The 17,019-nt window shown below is 48.2% G+C and carries 15 protein-coding genes and 1 CRISPR repeat array; of the genes, 5 read left to right on the forward strand and 10 right to left on the reverse strand.

The annotated features are described in order from the left end of the window. The first annotated feature begins 7 nt into the window (after positions 1-7). Positions 8-1,729: an ATP-binding protein gene (locus tag QUB10_RS27345; RefSeq protein ID WP_333206333.1), complete on the forward strand. Its 1,722-nt coding sequence runs from the start codon at positions 8-10 to the stop codon at positions 1,727-1,729. Here QUB10_RS27345 and QUB10_RS27350 read toward each other — a convergent pair. Beyond that, the gene (locus QUB10_RS27350) at positions 1,704-1,883 is read right to left on the reverse strand and encodes a hypothetical protein (protein WP_445300789.1); all 180 of its coding nucleotides are present in this window, start codon (positions 1,881-1,883) and stop codon (positions 1,704-1,706) included. The two genes, QUB10_RS27345 and QUB10_RS27350, sit on opposite strands and share 26 nt — an antisense overlap. Positions 1,884-2,258: 375 nt before the next feature. Here QUB10_RS27350 and QUB10_RS27355 point away from each other — a divergent pair, with 375 nt between their 5' ends. Both QUB10_RS27355 and QUB10_RS27360 read left to right on the forward strand, forming a co-directional pair. Further along, complete coding sequence (locus QUB10_RS27355) at positions 2,259-2,639, forward strand: hypothetical protein (RefSeq protein ID WP_333206335.1); 381 nt, start codon at positions 2,259-2,261, stop codon at positions 2,637-2,639. After that, positions 2,627-3,013, forward strand: a complete 387-nt coding sequence (locus QUB10_RS27360) for an FkbM family methyltransferase (RefSeq protein WP_333206336.1) — start codon at positions 2,627-2,629, stop codon at positions 3,011-3,013. Before QUB10_RS27355 ends, QUB10_RS27360 begins: the two co-directional genes overlap by 13 nt. A 192-nt stretch (positions 3,014-3,205) precedes the next feature. On the opposite strand, the gene QUB10_RS27365 is transcribed toward QUB10_RS27360, so the two are convergent. The 9 genes from QUB10_RS27365 to QUB10_RS27405 form a co-directional block, all read right to left on the reverse strand. Then, entirely contained in the window at positions 3,206-5,401 is a 2,196-nt protein-coding gene (locus QUB10_RS27365) for a diguanylate cyclase domain-containing protein (protein WP_333206338.1), read from the reverse strand. Further along, a complete protein-coding gene (locus QUB10_RS27370) occupies positions 5,398-6,003 on the reverse strand; it encodes a chemotaxis protein CheC (protein ID WP_333067864.1) in 606 nt (201 codons plus the stop codon). The genes QUB10_RS27365 and QUB10_RS27370 overlap by 4 nt, the downstream gene beginning before the upstream one ends. Continuing rightward, on the reverse strand, positions 6,000-6,377 hold the full coding sequence (locus QUB10_RS27375) for a response regulator (protein ID WP_333206340.1): 378 nt from the start codon (positions 6,375-6,377) through the stop codon (positions 6,000-6,002). The genes QUB10_RS27370 and QUB10_RS27375 overlap by 4 nt, the downstream gene beginning before the upstream one ends. Positions 6,378-6,614: 237 nt before the next feature. Next, on the reverse strand, positions 6,615-7,145 hold the full coding sequence (locus QUB10_RS27380) for a tetratricopeptide repeat protein (RefSeq protein ID WP_333206342.1): 531 nt from the start codon (positions 7,143-7,145) through the stop codon (positions 6,615-6,617). A 272-nt stretch (positions 7,146-7,417) separates the two neighbouring features. Further along, complete coding sequence (gene rplT / locus QUB10_RS27385; RefSeq protein ID WP_333132957.1) at positions 7,418-7,774, reverse strand: 50S ribosomal protein L20; 357 nt, start codon at positions 7,772-7,774, stop codon at positions 7,418-7,420. A 19-nt stretch (positions 7,775-7,793) separates the two neighbouring features. Next, positions 7,794-7,991, reverse strand: coding sequence for a 50S ribosomal protein L35 (gene rpmI / locus QUB10_RS27390; protein WP_006634164.1), 198 nt, complete (start codon positions 7,989-7,991; stop codon positions 7,794-7,796). Between the two features lie 519 nt (positions 7,992-8,510). Beyond that, entirely contained in the window at positions 8,511-8,963 is a 453-nt protein-coding gene (locus tag QUB10_RS27395; RefSeq protein WP_333206344.1) for a retroviral-like aspartic protease family protein, read from the reverse strand. 243 nt (positions 8,964-9,206) lie between these two features. Next, a complete protein-coding gene (gene pdhA, locus QUB10_RS27400) occupies positions 9,207-10,244 on the reverse strand; it encodes a pyruvate dehydrogenase (acetyl-transferring) E1 component subunit alpha (RefSeq protein WP_333063130.1) in 1,038 nt (345 codons plus the stop codon). 84 nt (positions 10,245-10,328) lie between these two features. Beyond that, a complete protein-coding gene (locus tag QUB10_RS27405; protein ID WP_333206346.1) occupies positions 10,329-11,516 on the reverse strand; it encodes an RNA-guided endonuclease TnpB family protein in 1,188 nt (395 codons plus the stop codon). 507 nt (positions 11,517-12,023) lie between these two features. On the opposite strand from QUB10_RS27405, the gene QUB10_RS27410 reads away from it, so the two are divergent. Further along, positions 12,024-14,345, forward strand: a complete 2,322-nt coding sequence (locus QUB10_RS27410; RefSeq protein ID WP_333206348.1) for an IMS domain-containing protein — start codon at positions 12,024-12,026, stop codon at positions 14,343-14,345. A gap of 419 nt (positions 14,346-14,764) precedes the next feature. Then, positions 14,765-15,967, forward strand: a complete 1,203-nt coding sequence (locus QUB10_RS27415; RefSeq protein ID WP_333206349.1) for a glycosyltransferase family 4 protein — start codon at positions 14,765-14,767, stop codon at positions 15,965-15,967. An 83-nt stretch (positions 15,968-16,050) separates the two neighbouring features. Then, positions 16,051-16,900: a CRISPR direct-repeat array (repeat unit 37 nt; unit sequence GTTTCAATCCCTGATAGGGTTTTAGGTTTTTTCCGGC). Positions 16,901-17,019: the final 119 nt, after the last annotated feature.

Genomic DNA, 17,019 nt, shown 5'->3' on the forward strand with positions numbered 1-17,019 from the left:
AACTAATATGCCTCACCTCTTGAGCACCTTCTTTTCTAATAATTTCATTCCTCACGGCCATTGTTACCTCTGGAAACCGGGGTTAGTCTGGCTGCACATAACGTCCGATGCCTTGACTACCCTCGCTTATTACTCGGTGGCGGTTGCCATTGTTTACTTTACGAATGGGCGTAAGGATCTGCCTGCCCACACGGTGATGCTACTGGTGGGTTTCTTTTTTATCTTTGCCTTATGTGGCACGACGCACCTGATGGAAATAGTGACACTTTGGCACCCCATTTATTGGGTTTCAGGACTGATCAAAGCTGTCACTGGTCTTTGGTCTTTCTATACGTTCACCTTTTTACTTATTCCCTTAATTCCAGTGGCACTCGATACGCCCAGTCCAGCCCAACTCGCCCTTACAAACCAGGAACTAGAAGAGAGTCGCCACCGTATCCAGGCGATAAATGTGGAGCTAGAGCAACGGGTGCAGGAACGCACTGCCCAACTGGAAGCGTCTAATCGCACCAAAGACGCCTTATTGATGCGTGAACAAATAATTCGGGCAGAGGCAGAGGCAGCTAACCGTGCCAAGGATGAGTTTCTCTCGATTCTTTCTCATGAACTCAGAACTCCTCTCAACGCGATCTTAGGATGGTCAACGATGTTAAGGCAAAAAAACCTGAGTGAGGATAAGGTGGCGCGGGCTTTGGAGACGATCGAGCGAAACGCGAAGTCTCAAGCCCAGCTCATCGAAGACATCCTCGATGTTTCTCGCATCATCACAGGTAAACTGCGTCTCCGAGTCCGTCCTGTCAACCTCGTGCCGGTGATTGAATCGGCGATTGAGTCTGTACAGTTGGCGGCTGAGGCAAAGTCTATTCGCCTGCAAAGCGTGCTCGATTCTGAAGCTGGCCCGCTCTTGGGTGATGCCGATAGGTTGCAGCAAGTTGTGTGGAATCTACTTTCTAATGCCCTCAAATTTACGCCTAAAGACGGGCGAGTCCAGATTAGTTTGCAGCGGGTTAATTCCCATGTTGAAATTACTGTCAGCGACACTGGAACAGGCATCAGCTCGGACTTTCTACCGTTTGTCTTCGATCGCTTCAGCCAGCACGACAGCACGACTACTCGCAGTTATGGGGGGTTGGGTTTAGGGTTAGCCATTGTGCGTCAATTAGTTGAATTACATGGCGGGACTGTAACGGTAGTGAGTCCAGGGATAGGACAGGGGACGACCTTTACAGTCAAACTGCCCGTGATGATTATCCATCTACCACCGAGCGATCCAGAGCCATTAAACTCGCTCGTCGTCGAGGGGAATGGGAGGTTTCAGGCCTCACCGACCCTTGAAGGCTTAAAAATCTTAGTGGTAGAGGACGAGGCTGACGCGCTAGAGTTGCTGAGCACGATTCTCGAAAAGTATGGTGCTGATGTCATCGCTGTGGCTTCGGTAAAGGAGGCCTTGACCATTATCGAAACCGCAACGGATCGCAGCCCCGATGTTTTAGTGAGCGATATTGGGATGCCGGATGAGGATGGCTACTCCCTGATCCGCAAGTTGCGTCAACTTGAAGTGCAGCGGGGCGGTAGGCTACCCGCGATCGCGCTGACGGCTTATGCCCGGAATGACGATCGTCAGCAGGCACTATTAGCAGGTTTTCAGATGCATTTGACCAAACCCGTAGATGCTGCTGAGTTAGTGGCGGTGGTGGCCAGCCTCACCGGACGTATAAGCAGGTGGTGACATACCAAGGATGAGTTTTTTTGAGTTGAGGTAAGGTCTTCTTCTGACTGTAGTAATCTGGATTGTCCCGCAGTTGGGGTAAGTGGCAAACCAGAGGACAAGCATTGATGGGAGAACGGTTTTGCTCCGTACCTACCTTGACGGGCCTATTCATCCCACACTAACCTGATTACAGGTATAGTGTGGGGATTTCGGCGCTTTAGCTAACTCTTCAATTGTTGGGAGCCGTCCATCGAACTCTAACATTTTTCAATTCCGTGTTTTGAAGCGCATTTTGACATATATTAAAGCATATTTACTCTCAATTTACTCTTCTTATGAACAAAAAAACTAACTCTCTGTAATGAGATATAGCACCTTTTCAACCAACTCGTAATCAGCCGGATTTGTTGACTAAAACTCTCGGCTTCAGGTTAAATTTGAAGACATAAACTCAATTTAAAAGCCGTGCAAAATGTGAATTATTACCTAGAAGCTTTTCCATCATCTAACGTTATTTTAAAATTAAAACAAATCTCAATCTCTCCCTATGCTTGTCCATAAACTTCAGCAACTCGTGCAGCGCCAAATTCGAGCCAAAAAGTTAGGGATTAAATTTAACAGAGTTGCTAACTTTCAATTGCCCGAACAATTAATTGTGCAAGGAAAACTGTATCAAGTAAAGGTGCCTTCAGAGAAAGGCATGGACGGAGAATTTATAGAAGTGCTTTTAGACGACTGCTACGGAGTCGAGCAATTATCTGAATCGCTGATGACAATTATTGATATTGGAGCCAATGTCGGGTTATTTCCGATTGCTGCGAGGAACAGGTTTCCCCAGGCCGTAATTCACGCCTACGAAGCTAATCCATACCTAGAAAATTACCTCAAACATCAATCGCAAATTTTACATATTTTATGGAAGCAGTAGGATGTCGAGATTGTAAAGTAGTCCTCGACATTCGCGAAGTTTCGGGAAAAACCCGATCGACAGTTAGCGAAAGTGGCGAAATACCAATGGTATCATTTCGCAGGGCGATGGAGCGAATTGGTGGTAGCGTCGATTTAGCCAAAGTAGACTGCGAAGGTGGAGAATGGCTGTTATTTGAAGATCGAGATACTTGGCAACTTGTGGAAAACCTTTCTTTAGAATATCACTTGTGGTCTGGTCACACTCACGCGGAAACCCGACAAATTATTGAAAACTTAGGATTTCGGCTCGGCAACCAAATACCAATAGATAAATGGTACTGCTCGATTTTAGCATCCCGAACCTGCAACCCTCAAGGATATAGCAGATGTTGAAGAAGGAAGTTCGGCAACGGATTGGCTTTCTTCTGATGTAACGGAGCTCAGAAAGAAAGTTGGTTGTGCTGGAGTTGTGGTGATAAGTTACAGCAGAGGGATAGGGATATCAGGGTTTGGATCGCGGGCTTACAGTGGCATTTTTTTTGTGGAGTGGTATAACTACTCGGAATCAACAAATATTGCAATTCGTCAAGCGCTAGTGGGAGAGGGTAAATTAGTGTTGGGTAGAGAAAAATCTACAGGAAGCATCGAAGTGCCTGTGCCATTCGGCTTGCCAGCAGCAGGATCGGGCTGGTAAAGTTGGATACGATCGCGCCCAAGTCGTTTAGCTTGATAAAGCGCTTGGTCGGCTGCTGCAATCAGAATTTCGGCTCCCGATTCAGATCCAGGAACAATACTCGCGACGCCCAGGCTGAGAGTGACGTACTCGCTCACCTGAGAACCAGCGTGAGGAAGCTGTAAAGCTGCGATTTTGAGCTGTATGTGTTCGGCTACCAGCACCGCGCCTTGAATCGAGGTATTTGGCAAAATAACGGCAAATTCTTCGCCTCCGTAGCGAGTTACTAAATCGGCGGGGCGATTGACTGCATTGCCGATCGCCGCGGCGACTTGTCGCAAACATTCGTCTCCGCCTTGATGCCCGTAAGTATCGTTGTAACTTTTAAAAGAATCAATATCGCAGAGAATTAGGGACATGGGCGTTTGTTCCCGCGCTTGTCTGCGCCACTCCATTTCTAAATACTGATCGAAACGGCGGCGGTTTGCTAGCTGCGTGAGTTCGTCTAAAGTTGCCAAACGCTCTAACTTGAGGTTGGCGGCTTGCAACTGCTGGTATAGTTCTGCTTGCTTGATGGCGATCGCCAACTGGGTGGCCAGAGAAGACAGCAACTCTACTTCTAACTGCATCCACTGCCGGGGACTGCACTGGTGGGCCATCAGCAGCCCCCACAACTCGTCTCCTTGCACTAAAGGCACTACCAAATAAGCTCTCACCGCGAATTGTGCGAGCAAGTCAATTTGATATTGCGGCAAATCCGCGGCCAAGACATCGGCGATCGGTCGGATCGCTCGATGTTGGTACGCTTCGAGATAGAACTGGTCAAAACAGAATTTTTCCAGGGTTTCCCCCAACATCGGCTTGCAGTTGGCAGCTACAGATTCCACTGTTACCGCCCCCGTCGCCGGGGCGGCGCAGACACTGCCGGTACAGGGGTTGAAGCGGACAATCATCACTCGATCGGCCTGAAGGAACTGACGCACTTCTGTCACTGTCGTGCTGAGCACTTCGCCCAAATCCAGAGACTGGCGGATGTGCTGAGTAATCGTGGCCATCAGCAGTTCTCGTTCGTTCTGCTGCCGCAGAGTCTCTTCTGCCCGCTTGTACTCGGTGATATCTTGAGCGGTGCCGAAAATTTGTTTGGGGCAGCCGTCGGCTGTGCGAGCGAAAACTTGGTCACGGCAGCGAAACCAGCGCCATTCGCCCGATCGATGTTTGAGCCGATACTCCAACTCTAAAATATGCCCGTCTTGAGTCGAGGGAAATTTTTTCTGGTGGGCTTTGAGCCTCGGCAAATCTTCTGGGTACACCAAACTGGAGTACAAAGCAGTTTGCATCTGTAAAATTTCTTGGGGAGTGTAGCCCAGCAATTTAGAAGCTTGACCGTTGACGTAGACGTTGCGCTGTTGGGTCAAATCGTAGATGTACAGTAAATAAGGCGCCGCGTCAGCAATCTGCTGGATGAAATGCTGGCTCGATCGCAATTCTTCCTCCACCCGCTGGCGCACTTGCACTTCTTCCAAAGCTTGATCCCGCATTGTGCGGTAAGCTTGGATGCGGTGGGTGAGGTCAGTCACGTCTTGAATCACCAACAGCGCGTAGAACGATGGGGCATTGACCCCCGGCCATATTGATGACGAAGCTGAGGGTGGGGATTCGCTAGACAAAAAAGCACTTCTTGATGATCCGACTCCGACAGTATCCTCTGATTCCAACTCAAGAGTATGGAGAACCCAGTCTCTAATCTCCTGTTCTTCTATGCCAGCCTCTTGGGCCGGCACAGCAGTCACAGTAGTTTGCTGAATTCGCTGCTGGCCGTCTTGCCAAGTTGCCGGAATCAGGTGTTTGTGAATTTGAGAAGAAAAAATTGTTGGCGGGCCTCCTGCAAAGATTTGCTTGAAGCGAGTGGCGTACTTTAACTGACTCAGGTGAGGAAAATGGGTTGTGATCTTTGTTCCCAATATTTGGCTGCGGGGAATTTTAGTCCACTCTTCCAGACAAGTGTTCCAAAACAGCACCACAAAATCATCTTGCAGCAAGCAGGCGCCGACTGGTACGCTGTCGAGAACCCCAAACTTTTCCTTAATACTTTTGCTCTCCTCAATCATAGACCCCCGGCAAGTTGATTGATAGCAGTCAACAAGGTGTCAAAGGAATTAACATTGAAAATAAGAATGATATCTCCTTCAATGTGAAGCCTTTCAATCATGAAACTGGTCTGGGCTAATAAAACAACTGTATCAGTAGCTAAACCGCCAGATATCAGCAAACTAGCAATCGTCCCTTCGCTATAAGTGGGAATTGAGTAGTTCAGGCGCTGCTGAAGTACGTTGCTGATTGCACCCATGACCCCATTAATTACAATGTTTCCCACTTCACTCAGCGTACCAATTTTGACTGAATCGAGATCGTGAGTTCCTTCTTCCCCTGTGAGCATCGTCACCAGCAGGGCAGCGCTGTTGGTGGGAAAGACTAGCTGGGCAATGCCTCCAAAGGAGCCTGTGAATTTTAGCTGGACTGCAGCGATTTGCTCGCCGTTGAGGTGCTGCTCTAACTCTTCTTCCACGTCGGTGGGAGTCAGAATTTGAAGGTAGGGGATTTGCAAGCGAATCGGGGAGTCGATCATGTCGTTCAAAACCCCTGCGGCTTGACCGATCCCGATGTTGACGAGTTCCTGCAAAGCATCGAGCTGTCGAGTGCTTAATTTCATTGGCTGCTCTCCTCGGTGACACTGAGAGCTTTTTTGATCCACCCGATCAGTTCATCTGAGTTGGGCATTTTGTGAATGACTGCCAGGGCTCCGAGTTCCATGCACTCGGAGCGGGTGCTTGCTTGGATGTCTGCGGTAATTACGATCACTGGAATTTTATATCCTCGATCGCGCATGGCTTGCAGGACTTCCCGACCTTCCATTTCTGGCATCAGCAGGTCTAAGAGCATACAGTTTGGGGTTTTAGTGCCGAGCAGTTCTAGAGCTTCTGGGCCGCTGGATGCTTCCCAAGTCTCGTATCCTTCTGCTCGCAGGATTTTGCAGATTACCCTGCGAGTCAACCACGAATCTTCGACAACGAGAATTGATGTCACTACGTTCTCCTCCTTCTATTGTTTAGGACTGACCGGCGTTGCAGGTACTGCTTTTATCTTGACAGTAATTTAAAGTGCTGGGACGGTGTGTGATCGAGCTTCACTTGGAATTCCTGTTCTTAAAAACTAACGCATTAATGTATTGGATAGTTTAGTATCTTGGACTATGTTAAGAAAAAACCCGGTTTCTGAATGAAACCAGGTTTGCGGGATCTCTATTGCTCCTAACAGGGGCGCTCAATTATAGATTACCAAACGCTTCCGAAGGGACTCTACTCGCTGTTTGGCCGTGGTATTGTCTGGCTCGCAGGCGAGAGCTTGTTCGTAGATTTCCAAGGCTTGGGCTGTTAATTTCTTGCGCTCGTAGGCGTGACCCAGGTTATTGAGAGATGTAACGTATTCTGGCTGCAACTTCAGGGCTTCTTTGTACTGGCGGATCGCGATGTCGTACTGTTCTTGGCCAAAGTGTGCAAAACCGAGGGCGTTGTAAATAACAGCTTGATTTTCTTCCCCTTCTAAGTCTTTGGCTTTCAGGGCTTTTTGAAACAGTACGATCGCCTGGGAGTAAAGCTTCTTATCTAGATAGATACTTCCTAATTCGTAGTATTCCTGTGCTGTTCCTTTTTCTACCGTCAGCTTATTTTCTAAGCGTTCCAGAGACATTTCCAGCTTCCTAGTTTTAAGAATCTGGCGCACCACAAACCAGGAAGTGCTGCCGAGTATAGCGAGCAGGACTGACAAGTAAATAATGAGCAAATTACTATCCATGTTTTTCTTAAAATTAGGTAGGTCTGTGGAAGGTTTTATTTATTTTAAGGCGATAGCAATCTCTGATATCTGCCTCTGCAACTGTATAAAAAACAAGGAAATAGCGATCGACCGGCCCGATCGCGATTTCTGAAAAAGCAAGAGTCCAGAAGTAAGAACAAAGAAGGAAACTTGGTCTCAACCTCCTAAATTCATCAGGAGTTTTCCTTCTCTGGCAGACAGTTAAATCTTTCTTACTTCTGCTTTGTGCATTCTGAAAATCAAGGGAACTTTCAGGCTCCGGCTCGATTAGCCATTTCCACGACTTTACCGAATGTTGCCGGGTCAATGATCGCCATTTGTGCCAGCATTTTGCGGTTGATTTCGATGTTGGCTTTTTTCATGTTGCCGATCAGTCTGCTGTAGCTCGTGCCGTGCTGGCGCGATGCGGCATTGATCCGAGCAATCCACAGGCGGCGGAAATCGCGTTTGCGTTTTTTGCGATCGCGATAACCGTTACGCAGGGCTTGCATCACCCGTTGGTTAGCTGTGCGGAACTGTTTCGACTGTGAGCCTCGGAAACCCTTGGCTAATTTGAGAATTTTTTTGCGGCGCGCTCTGGCGACATTACCGCGTTTTACCCGTGTCATCTTTAATTTCCGTTAAACTTTACAAGTATGGAAGCATTAACCGCACGTTAGCGTCGTTGGTCTCGTCGATGACGACCAGCTTAGAGAGACGGCTTTTGCGAGCTGAACTTTTGTGCTGTAGCAAGTGGCTTTTGTAAGCTTTGCGGCGCACGATCTTACCGCTGCCGGTCGCTCTAAAGCGCTTTGCGGCTGCTTTGCGAGTTTTGAGTTTTGGCATGGACTGGTGTTATTTGGACACAAGCTTCAACCGTATCACATTTGTGGTACTTTCTGCAAGGGAGATTTGCGGGTTGGGGGTAGCGCTGCATTTGCGGCGATATACAGGATGGGCGATCGGGTAATCTTGCGGTATTTTGCTGTAGTTAACACGTAAGGAGCTTCCCACTCTTCAGTATTCTTGAATTTATCGGGTAATCTTGCGGTATTTTGCTGTAGTTAACACCTAGTATAGAATGTTATACCCCAGTTGCGGTATCATTAAGCGTTCCTGAAATTCAATCTCAAAAAAAATTAATTTCACAGGTTCCAGCGAGCCGAGCCTTACCTTTTTCGGTCGATTTATTTCGCAATAATAATTAAACCATAAGTTTATGGATAGAGATGAGTTTGAAGAATGGCTCTACGACTAAAAGCCTTTGTAAACCCTTAAATTTGTGCCAATTAAAAATGCTGGAATCATGCCGATATTAGCACTCGAACATTACAAATAAAGGAGGTATTTAAGCTGGATTGAGTATTAAACTCTCAATACAGGCCTTTCGGGATTTTCGGGATTGGGAACTAGACGCTGATTTTTGCAATCTACTAGCAAATCTAAAGTTTCTAACACAGTTTGACCGATTAGCACCATATCCCCTAAAACCATTGCCGCCTCAATCGTTTCGCGCCCTTCTATTTCAATGATAACAGGCCCAGTCAATCCCACTGTTTCTTGTCGGCCATCAGCATATTTTGCTATTTCCTGACTCCGAATTCTTAAGCCCAGGTGTTCGCAGACTTCTACAGGAATAGCTGTGCGTACTGCACCAGTATCTATCAGTGCTTCTGCTTCGTACACGCGCAACAGATTTGGATTGAGCAATCCTCTCTTGACTAACTCTTCATCAATGGCATTCGTTAGCTTGACTTTGACTCGAACAGCACCCATATTTTTGCTGGCTTGAGTTAGATCGCGATCGAGATTTATCATATCGCCTCTCTTTTCGTCTATAAAGTCTACCTTTGATTCTAGCCCTAATTTATGGTAGTAAGATTCGCAGTGCACACCCTACAAGTAGAGTTTGTACGTAAGTCTTACAGCGTATTGCAGGTTGAGGAAGTGCAGTAGGGACAAAGGCTTTCGCCCTGTCCCTACGGGGATCTATCACTCTTGTGGGGAGTAGGGGTTGGGCATCCTGGCAGCCCTAAACATACAAGTTAAATGCACAAAAGCTTACTCATCTTCTGCATAGATAAACCGATACAATTCGCTAGGATCTGGCTCAGCGCTTTTCTCAGCAAAATCGACTGCATCATCAATTACTGCTTGAATTTTATTATCGATCTCTTTCAATTCTTCAGCAGTTGCCAAAGTTCGATCGATCAAATCAGCAGCCAACTTCTTAATCGGATCGCGAGGGAACCAATATTCCTTCTCTTCCTTAGAACGCAACTCATCAGGATCGGCCAAAGAATGGCCGCGAAAGCGATAAGTCAAAGCCTCAATCAAAGTCGGCCCCTCGCCGGCCCGCGCCCGCGCTACAGCTTCCTTTGCCACTTCCCGCACCGCCAAAACATCCATCCCATCAACCTCAAAACCAGCCATGCCAAAAGCATGAGCTTTTTTGTAAATCAGCGGGTCAGAAGTAGCTCGCTCGTGGGCCATCCCGATCGCCCATTTGTTGTTTTCAACAACATAAATAATCGGCAACTTCCACAAAGCCGCCATATTCAAACACTCAAAAAACTGCCCGTTATTTGCAGCACCATCGCCAAAAAAACAAGCAGTCACGCCATCGGAACTTTCATCCCCCAAAGCTTCGCGGCGGTACTTCGATTGAAAAGCCGCCCCCGTAGCTACAGGAATCCCCTCAGCCACAAAAGCATAACCTCCCAACAGCCGGTGTTCGGCCGAAAACATGTGCATCGAACCGCCGCGGCCCTTCGAGCAACCAGTTTCCTTCCCGAACAACTCCGCCATTACCTCCCGCGCCGGGACGCCCGCGCTCAAAGCGTGAACGTGATCGCGGTAGGTGCTGCTAACGTAATCGGTGTCATCCCGGCGCATCGATCGAATCACGCCTGTAGACACAGCTTCCTGACCGTTGTACAAGTGGACAAAACCAAACATTTTGCCCCGGTAGTACATCTCAGCACACTTGTCCTCAAAATAGCGCCCCAAGACCATATCCTCGTAGAGCATCAAGCCCTCATCCCGAGAAATGGTTACGCTTTGCGCGTCAAAAACTGGTAAAGTCCGTTCCTGAACCATAAATAATTAATACCCGACGATCGGCTTCCTAGACATGTGAACTACCCAGCGCTGACATAAAGGTACAGCGTGAGCTTCTGACTTCTACGGGGATTGCGTCAACTTGGACTTGCGTCCCAGTCTCGGACTCACATCCCCTCCATCAGCAGCAGTCCTGGTTCCCAAGACCGATAGCATTCTGATTCCTTCTGCTCTGATATTGGTTGCAGCGTTGCCATCTCTATCGTGATGAGTACCACAACTAGGGCAAGTCCATACCCTAACACCTAATGGCATTTCATTCACCTGATAGTGACAATTTGAGCAGAGTTTCGAGCTAGGGAACCATCGGTCAATCTCTACTAACACTTTACCTTCGCGGTCAAGTTTGTAATGCAAGAAATTGACAAACATTCCCCAACCTACATCAGAAATTGCTTGAGCTAGTTTGTGATTACGAACCATGCCCTTAACGTGAAGGTTTTCGACTACGATGACTTGGTTATCGTCCACAAGCTTTCTAGATAGCTTATGCAAGTAGTCTTGACGGACATTGCTAATTCGTTCGTGAACCCTAGCAACCAGTTTCCTGGCTTGATTTCTAGACTTGCTTCCTTTCTCCTTTCTGGCTAGTTTTTGCTGCTTTCTTTTAAGGTTGCACTCATTTTTTACTAAATGCTTGGGATTAGGGTACTTGGATGTCTTGATGCCATCATTGACAATCGCAAAATCTTTCAACCCCAAGTCAATTCCTGCAACTTTTCCACCGGTGCAAGCAACTGGTTTATCTCCTGCGAGTTTTGTCAGCACAGAGGCATAGTATTTCCCCGAAGGAGTAACACTGACTGTTACAGTTTTGATGGTTCCTTCAATCGGTCGATGTAACTTGGCTTTGACAAGGCCGACACGACCGGGAAACTTGAGGGAGCCGTCAACCAGTTTGACTGATTGCGGGTACTGGATTGACTGCCTATTTTTCTTGGATTTGAATCTAGGGTATTTTGCCCTAGACTCAAAAAAGTTCTTGTAAGCAGTTACCAGGTTAAGCGTAGTAGCTTGCAGAACCTGAGAGTAACACTCAGACAACCATTGTGTTTCTTCTTGTTTTTTAAGGTTTGGCAGGAGTTTGTTTAACGCAACTTGGGTCAAGCCTTTACCCGTGGCTTTGTAGGTTTCAATACACATATTTAGTGCGTAATTCCACCACCAGCGGGAACAGCCAAAGTGTTGAGCTAGTATCCCCTGCTGTTGGGTTGTCGGATATAGCCTAACTTTGACGGCTTGATGCTGCATTGTTTTCACATCCCTTTAGAATTATATATATTTCTGATAAAATTATTCCCTCTAGCTTGCAAATTTTACGCCTGATTGACCAGATAAAATTTGCTTGGGGGAGTCCATGTATCCCAACGCTGACCCAACGGGTACAGGGTGGGACTTAGAGCTGCCCCAAACCCCCTCAAAAGTTAAAATGAGTTTGGCCCTCGGGGCGGATTGCCGGGACTCGGAGAACCAACTCCCATCTAAACCCCATGCAAACGAATGATATAATTCCATTACTCTCAAACCCGAAAATGCTCAAGAGTCACACAACTCATTTAGCTGACGGGCAATGGGGCTTTCCCTTTTCCTCACTGTAAAACGCCCTAGAGGGAAAAAAATCCGAGTATCTCTACGGCAAGTCCAACATACCGTGAATGGGGCGGTTGGAAGCCAACACCAGAATTTTTGATTTGGTTTGCGGGAGTATGTCACTTAAGATAGGCTAATTCAGTTGCTAGCGCTTTGGGGAAGTGGACAGTGTTAATTCCACTAGATTACTACCGGATTTTGGGTCTACCGATTCAAGCTACTGCCGAACAGTTGCAGCAGGCTCACCGCGATCGAACTTTACAGCTTCCGCGCAGGGAGTATTCCGAAGTTGCGATCGTCGCCCGCAAACAACTGCTCGATGAAGCCTGCGCCGTTCTGTCAGACTCAGAGGGGCGCAAAGCTTACGATGCCAGTTTTTTAGCCAAAACTTACGATCGAGAGTCGGAAGCGGCACAGGAAGCCAAGCACCAGAGGTCAAAAACCTCAGCAGGCCCGGCCACATTCCTGCAGGACGCAGGAGAAACCGCTCCGGCAGAGTCCAAGGCTTTAGAGGCTGCTCCCGACCCCCACACTCCAAGTATTGAAATCGATGACAACCAATTCGTAGGAGCCCTGCTCATACTGCAAGAACTGGGAGAATACGAAATCGTACAGAAGCTGGGTCGCCCGTATCTTAACAATGGCAGCATCGCGATCGCAGAAGGTCGTTTCGGCGACCCGCAGCTCGTGAGGCCAGATATAGTTTTAACCGTAAGCCTTGCCTGTCTAGAACTCGGCCGCGAACAGTGGCAGCAAGGTCAGTACGAAAATGCCGCAAAATCATTAGAAGCAGGTCAAGAATTGCTGCTGCGCGAAAGCCTATTTGCAAGCGTGAGGGGTGAAATGCAAGCCGACATATACAAACTCCGTCCGTACAACATTTTAGAGCTATTATCACTCCCCGAAGAAAAAGTCGCCGAGCGTCGCAAGGGACTGGAAATCCTGCGAGAAATGCTTCAAGAACGAGGCGGTATCGACGGTTCGGGAGACGATCGATCGGGTTTAGGAATAGAAGACTTCCTCCGGTTCGTGCAGCAGATGCGTAAACACCTAACCAGCAGCGAGCAGCAGGCGCTATTTGAAGCCGAAGCCGGCCGCCCCTCCGCAGTCGCCACTTACCTCTCGGTCTACACCCTGTTAGCCCAAGGATTTGCCGCCAGACAGCCATCGATGATCCGTCGCGCCAAGCTGATGCTGATGCAGCTCGGTCGCCGCCAAGACGTTCACCTGGAAAAAGCCGTCTGTTCCCTGCTGCTGGGCCAGACAGAAGAAGCCAGCAGAGCCCTCGAACTCAGTTCGGAAAAAGAACCCCTGGCCTTCATTCGCGAACATTCCCAAGATTCACCCGACTTGTTGCCCGGACTGTGCTTGTACGCCGAACACTGGCTACAAGAAGAAGTGTTTCCCCACTTCCGCGACTTGGCCAACGAGTCAGTGTCCTTGAAAGATTACTTTGCCGACCCGAAAGTACAAGCTTACCTAGAAGCTTTGCCACAGGACGCAGAAACCGCCAACGAATGGGTCGTCGTGCAGCCCCGCGCCGGCAAGCTCCCAGGGCGACTGCAACCGACAGCAGGCCGATCGCCCGCTGCCATACCCGCACAGCCACCCACAGCCAAGCAGGGAGCCAGTACAGTCACCTTGACCCCCGTACCGGGCGACGCTTCCACCGCAGCGTCGGGCGCGAAATCCCAGGGAACGGTGGCCGCGCCTAGCGCTGTTGCCCCGGTCTCTCTCCCGATAGCTACAGTGCCACACCCTGCTGAATCGACTTCCAAACATCGCAGACGCCAACATTCAGGGCGCAGCGGAGCAAGCAGCAAGGGGCTAAATGGCGATTTTGCCGATCGGGCGCGCACCAAGGCAGCAGAAATTACCGCCCAAGTCAAGTCCATGCCTCCAAACAGGCTGGCTTTGTTTCTAGTCGCAGGTGTCCTGAGCCTGTTATTCCTGTGGTTAATACTCAGTCTGTTGGCTAGCGCGATGCAAGCCCTATCGGGCCCATCCCTCCAAGGAGAGCAAGCCCTCGTCCGCCTGGAAGAACCGCCCCTAGAAATCCCTGCCGTGGCCCCGGCCCCAGAGCCGAGCGCTGCAGGGGCAGTGTCGGGAGAAATCACTGAGGTAGCAGCAAAAGACTTAGTTCAAAGCTGGCTATCGGCGAAAGCAGCGGCTTTGGGGCCCAATCACGCTGTCGAAGAATTAAAGCAAGTTCTGACAGAACCGGCTTTGTCTCGCTGGCAATTGATGGCAGAAGCTCAACAGCGTAACAACGCGCACCAGCGTTATGTACACAAGCTGGAAGTTGATGCAGTTAAGACGAATCCGACTAATCCCGATCGCGCCCAAGTAGAAGCCCAAGTCGGGGAAAAAGCCGAAGTGTTCGATCGCGATCAGCTCGTTTCTTCCCGCAACGAAAACCTGCGGGTGCGCTACGACTTGATCCGTCAAGAGGGACAGTGGCGGATTATGGATTGGCAAGTGATTAAGTAAGGAATTGGTAATTAGTAATTGAGGAGAAGGAGTCAGAAGTCAGAAGTCATATTATGTCCAGTAGATTACGCCTAATAAGGTAGGGGCGGGTTCACGAAAAATATCTGCCAATAATTGACAATCTCAAAAACCCGCCCTTTTAATCGCTCGATCTCGATCGGATATGATATCAGAAGAAAGAAGACTGAATTAAGCATACCTATGCCTGAAGTCAGGGGTAACTGTCACGGAAAGAATTTTTTGCGAACCACGATTAAAATCGCGGGATTTAAAGCTCGATTCTCCATCCTGTCCCACAGAAACTGTTCTGGATTCTGGCTCCTGAATTCTTCGTAATTGGTAATTTCTGCTTGCTAATTACTAATTCCCAATTTCTAATTATGAGGTGAGTTTTTAATAGCAAAAGCGGGTGTTTTGAATTGCAGATTATTGTTGAAGGCTGGCGTTTTATTTATCATTCCTATTGCGTAGCTAATCAATTTCAACTGCTGGAAATGCTCGCTCGCCCGCGAGGACAAATTGAGCTTTTCCACCGCGATATGCCCTATATAGACGCCGCTTGGGAGACGAAAATTAGTTTGTTCGATCGCCCAAATGAAACATTACTTCGCAGCATTAAGAGCCCTGCGGTAAATCAGTCAGCCGATGTTACCCTGCGAATGTACTGCCCGTGGGACTTCTCGGCATCCAGCAGCGCTCAAACTTGGGTATTTGCAGCGACAGAATGGGGGATTATTACCAGTTCAGTATTACAGGCAATGGGTGTTAAGTCGATCGCCCAAACCCAGGTTAATTCAGAAACGAAAATTATTACACCTTCAGCTTGGTCAAAAGCTGGCTTAATTCGCAGCGGAGTTGAAGCCGATCACATTGCCGTTGTCCCTTTGGGGGTCGATCCTAAGATTTATTATCCTGCTGCGGGCGATCGGCGTCAAGCACTGCGCGAAAGCTTGGGCTGGTCAAACTTTTTTATATTTTTAAACATCGGAGGACAAACCGATCGCAAAGGCATTCGCCCTTTATTAAAAGCCTTCGCTGCGGTAGTTGACAAATATCCAGATGCGAGATTAGTTTTAAAAGGTTCAGAACTGCTTTATCCGTCGAGAGACGAGATTGCCCAAGCCAGCCGAGTTGTGCTCAACGATGCGGAAAGAGCGAGGGTTTTACCAAGATTAATTTATACTGGTAGCCAGCTATCTTTTGCTCAAATAGCAGAGTTTTACCAAGCAGCAGATGTTTATGTTTCTCCCTATTTGGCAGAAGGTTTTAATCTGCCGGTGTTGGAAGCTGCTGCTTGTGGTTTGCCGGTTATTTGCACTGCGGGCGGCCCTACAGATGATTTTACGCGATCGGACTTTGCACTGCAAATTGAAAGTAAATTTAGGGCTGTGGCGAGGGAGGGGGAAACGTTATTTATCTTAGCTCCTGAGTGGGAACATTTGACTGATTTGATGCAAGGGGCGATCGAACAGCCTGGATTGGCTGCGAAAGCGAGGGTTGCGGGCCCGGCTTTTGTGGCTGAAAATTTTACTTGGAGGCGTGTAGTCGATCGATTGCTTGAGGTTATGGGAGGAGATAGAAAGAGAGAGGAGAGGTCTATTTTTGAGCCAATAATTTTGTAGTTTGGGCGTTTCAAGCCCTAGATGGGGAAATAGGTTTTTTCCGGCTATCACTTCTGCTATCAGTGCTATCACTTAATGTGAATGTTTCAATCCCTGATAGGGTTTTAGGTTTTTTCCGGCTAGTTTCTAAATTCCATTCAGCCTGTAGCTGCCATCAGTTTCAATCCCTGATAGGGTTTTAGGTTTTTTCCGGCTGTTAATGGCTGCGCGCGATCGTAAAGCTTATAAGGGTTTCAATCCCTCATAGGGTTTTAGGTTTTTTCCGGCTTACCCGCAGAAATCGCACAAGCCACAGCGCCGACAAGTTTCAATCCCTGATAGGGTTTTAGGTTTTTTCCGGCGTTACATATTTGAAGAATAGATGTAAGAGCGTAAGTTTCAATCCCTGATAGGGTTTTAGGTTTTTTCCGGCTTAGTTCATCTGAGAATGCTTGTCGGAGTTCATCGGCGCGTTTCAATCCCTGATAGGGTTTTAGGTTTTTTCCGGTCTTGCTCCAGTATTTCGCTGATTTGCCGTTCCGTTTCAATCCCTGATAGGGTTTTAGGTTTTTTCCGGCGGTAGGCGCAATTAGTTGTCCATGCTCCCCTAGCCAACGGTACAGGGTGTTTCAATCCCTGATAGGGTTTTAGGTTTTTTCCGGCGCATCGGCTAATCCGGGAGAGAGTTTGTCGGGCGTTTCAATCCCTGATAGGGTTTTAGGTTTTTTCCGGCTCCCTGCTGTTACGAGTGAAGCGGGTAAAGTATCTTTGTTTCAATCCCTGATAGGGTTTTAGGTTTTTTCCGGCGTGATGTTCCGAAAGGTTCCGATCGCCGGGTTAAACCGTTTCAATCCCTGATAGGGTTTTAGGTTTTTTCCGGCTCTATGCACCCCGAATCAGCGCCAGTACCGTATCCAGTTTCAATCCCTGATAGGGTTTTAGGTTTTTTCCGGCAATGGATGGATTGTTAACAGTGAACAGAATACTTTTGTGTTTCAACCCACATTCCGCACCCCCAACTGGCACATACGCGGATTGAGGGGGTAAAAGTGAATCATCCGAGACAAAGCGTG

It is taken from the genome of Microcoleus sp. B5-D4 (assembly GCF_036705145.1).
In the GTDB taxonomy this organism is placed as follows: domain Bacteria; phylum Cyanobacteriota; class Cyanobacteriia; order Cyanobacteriales; family Microcoleaceae; genus Microcoleus.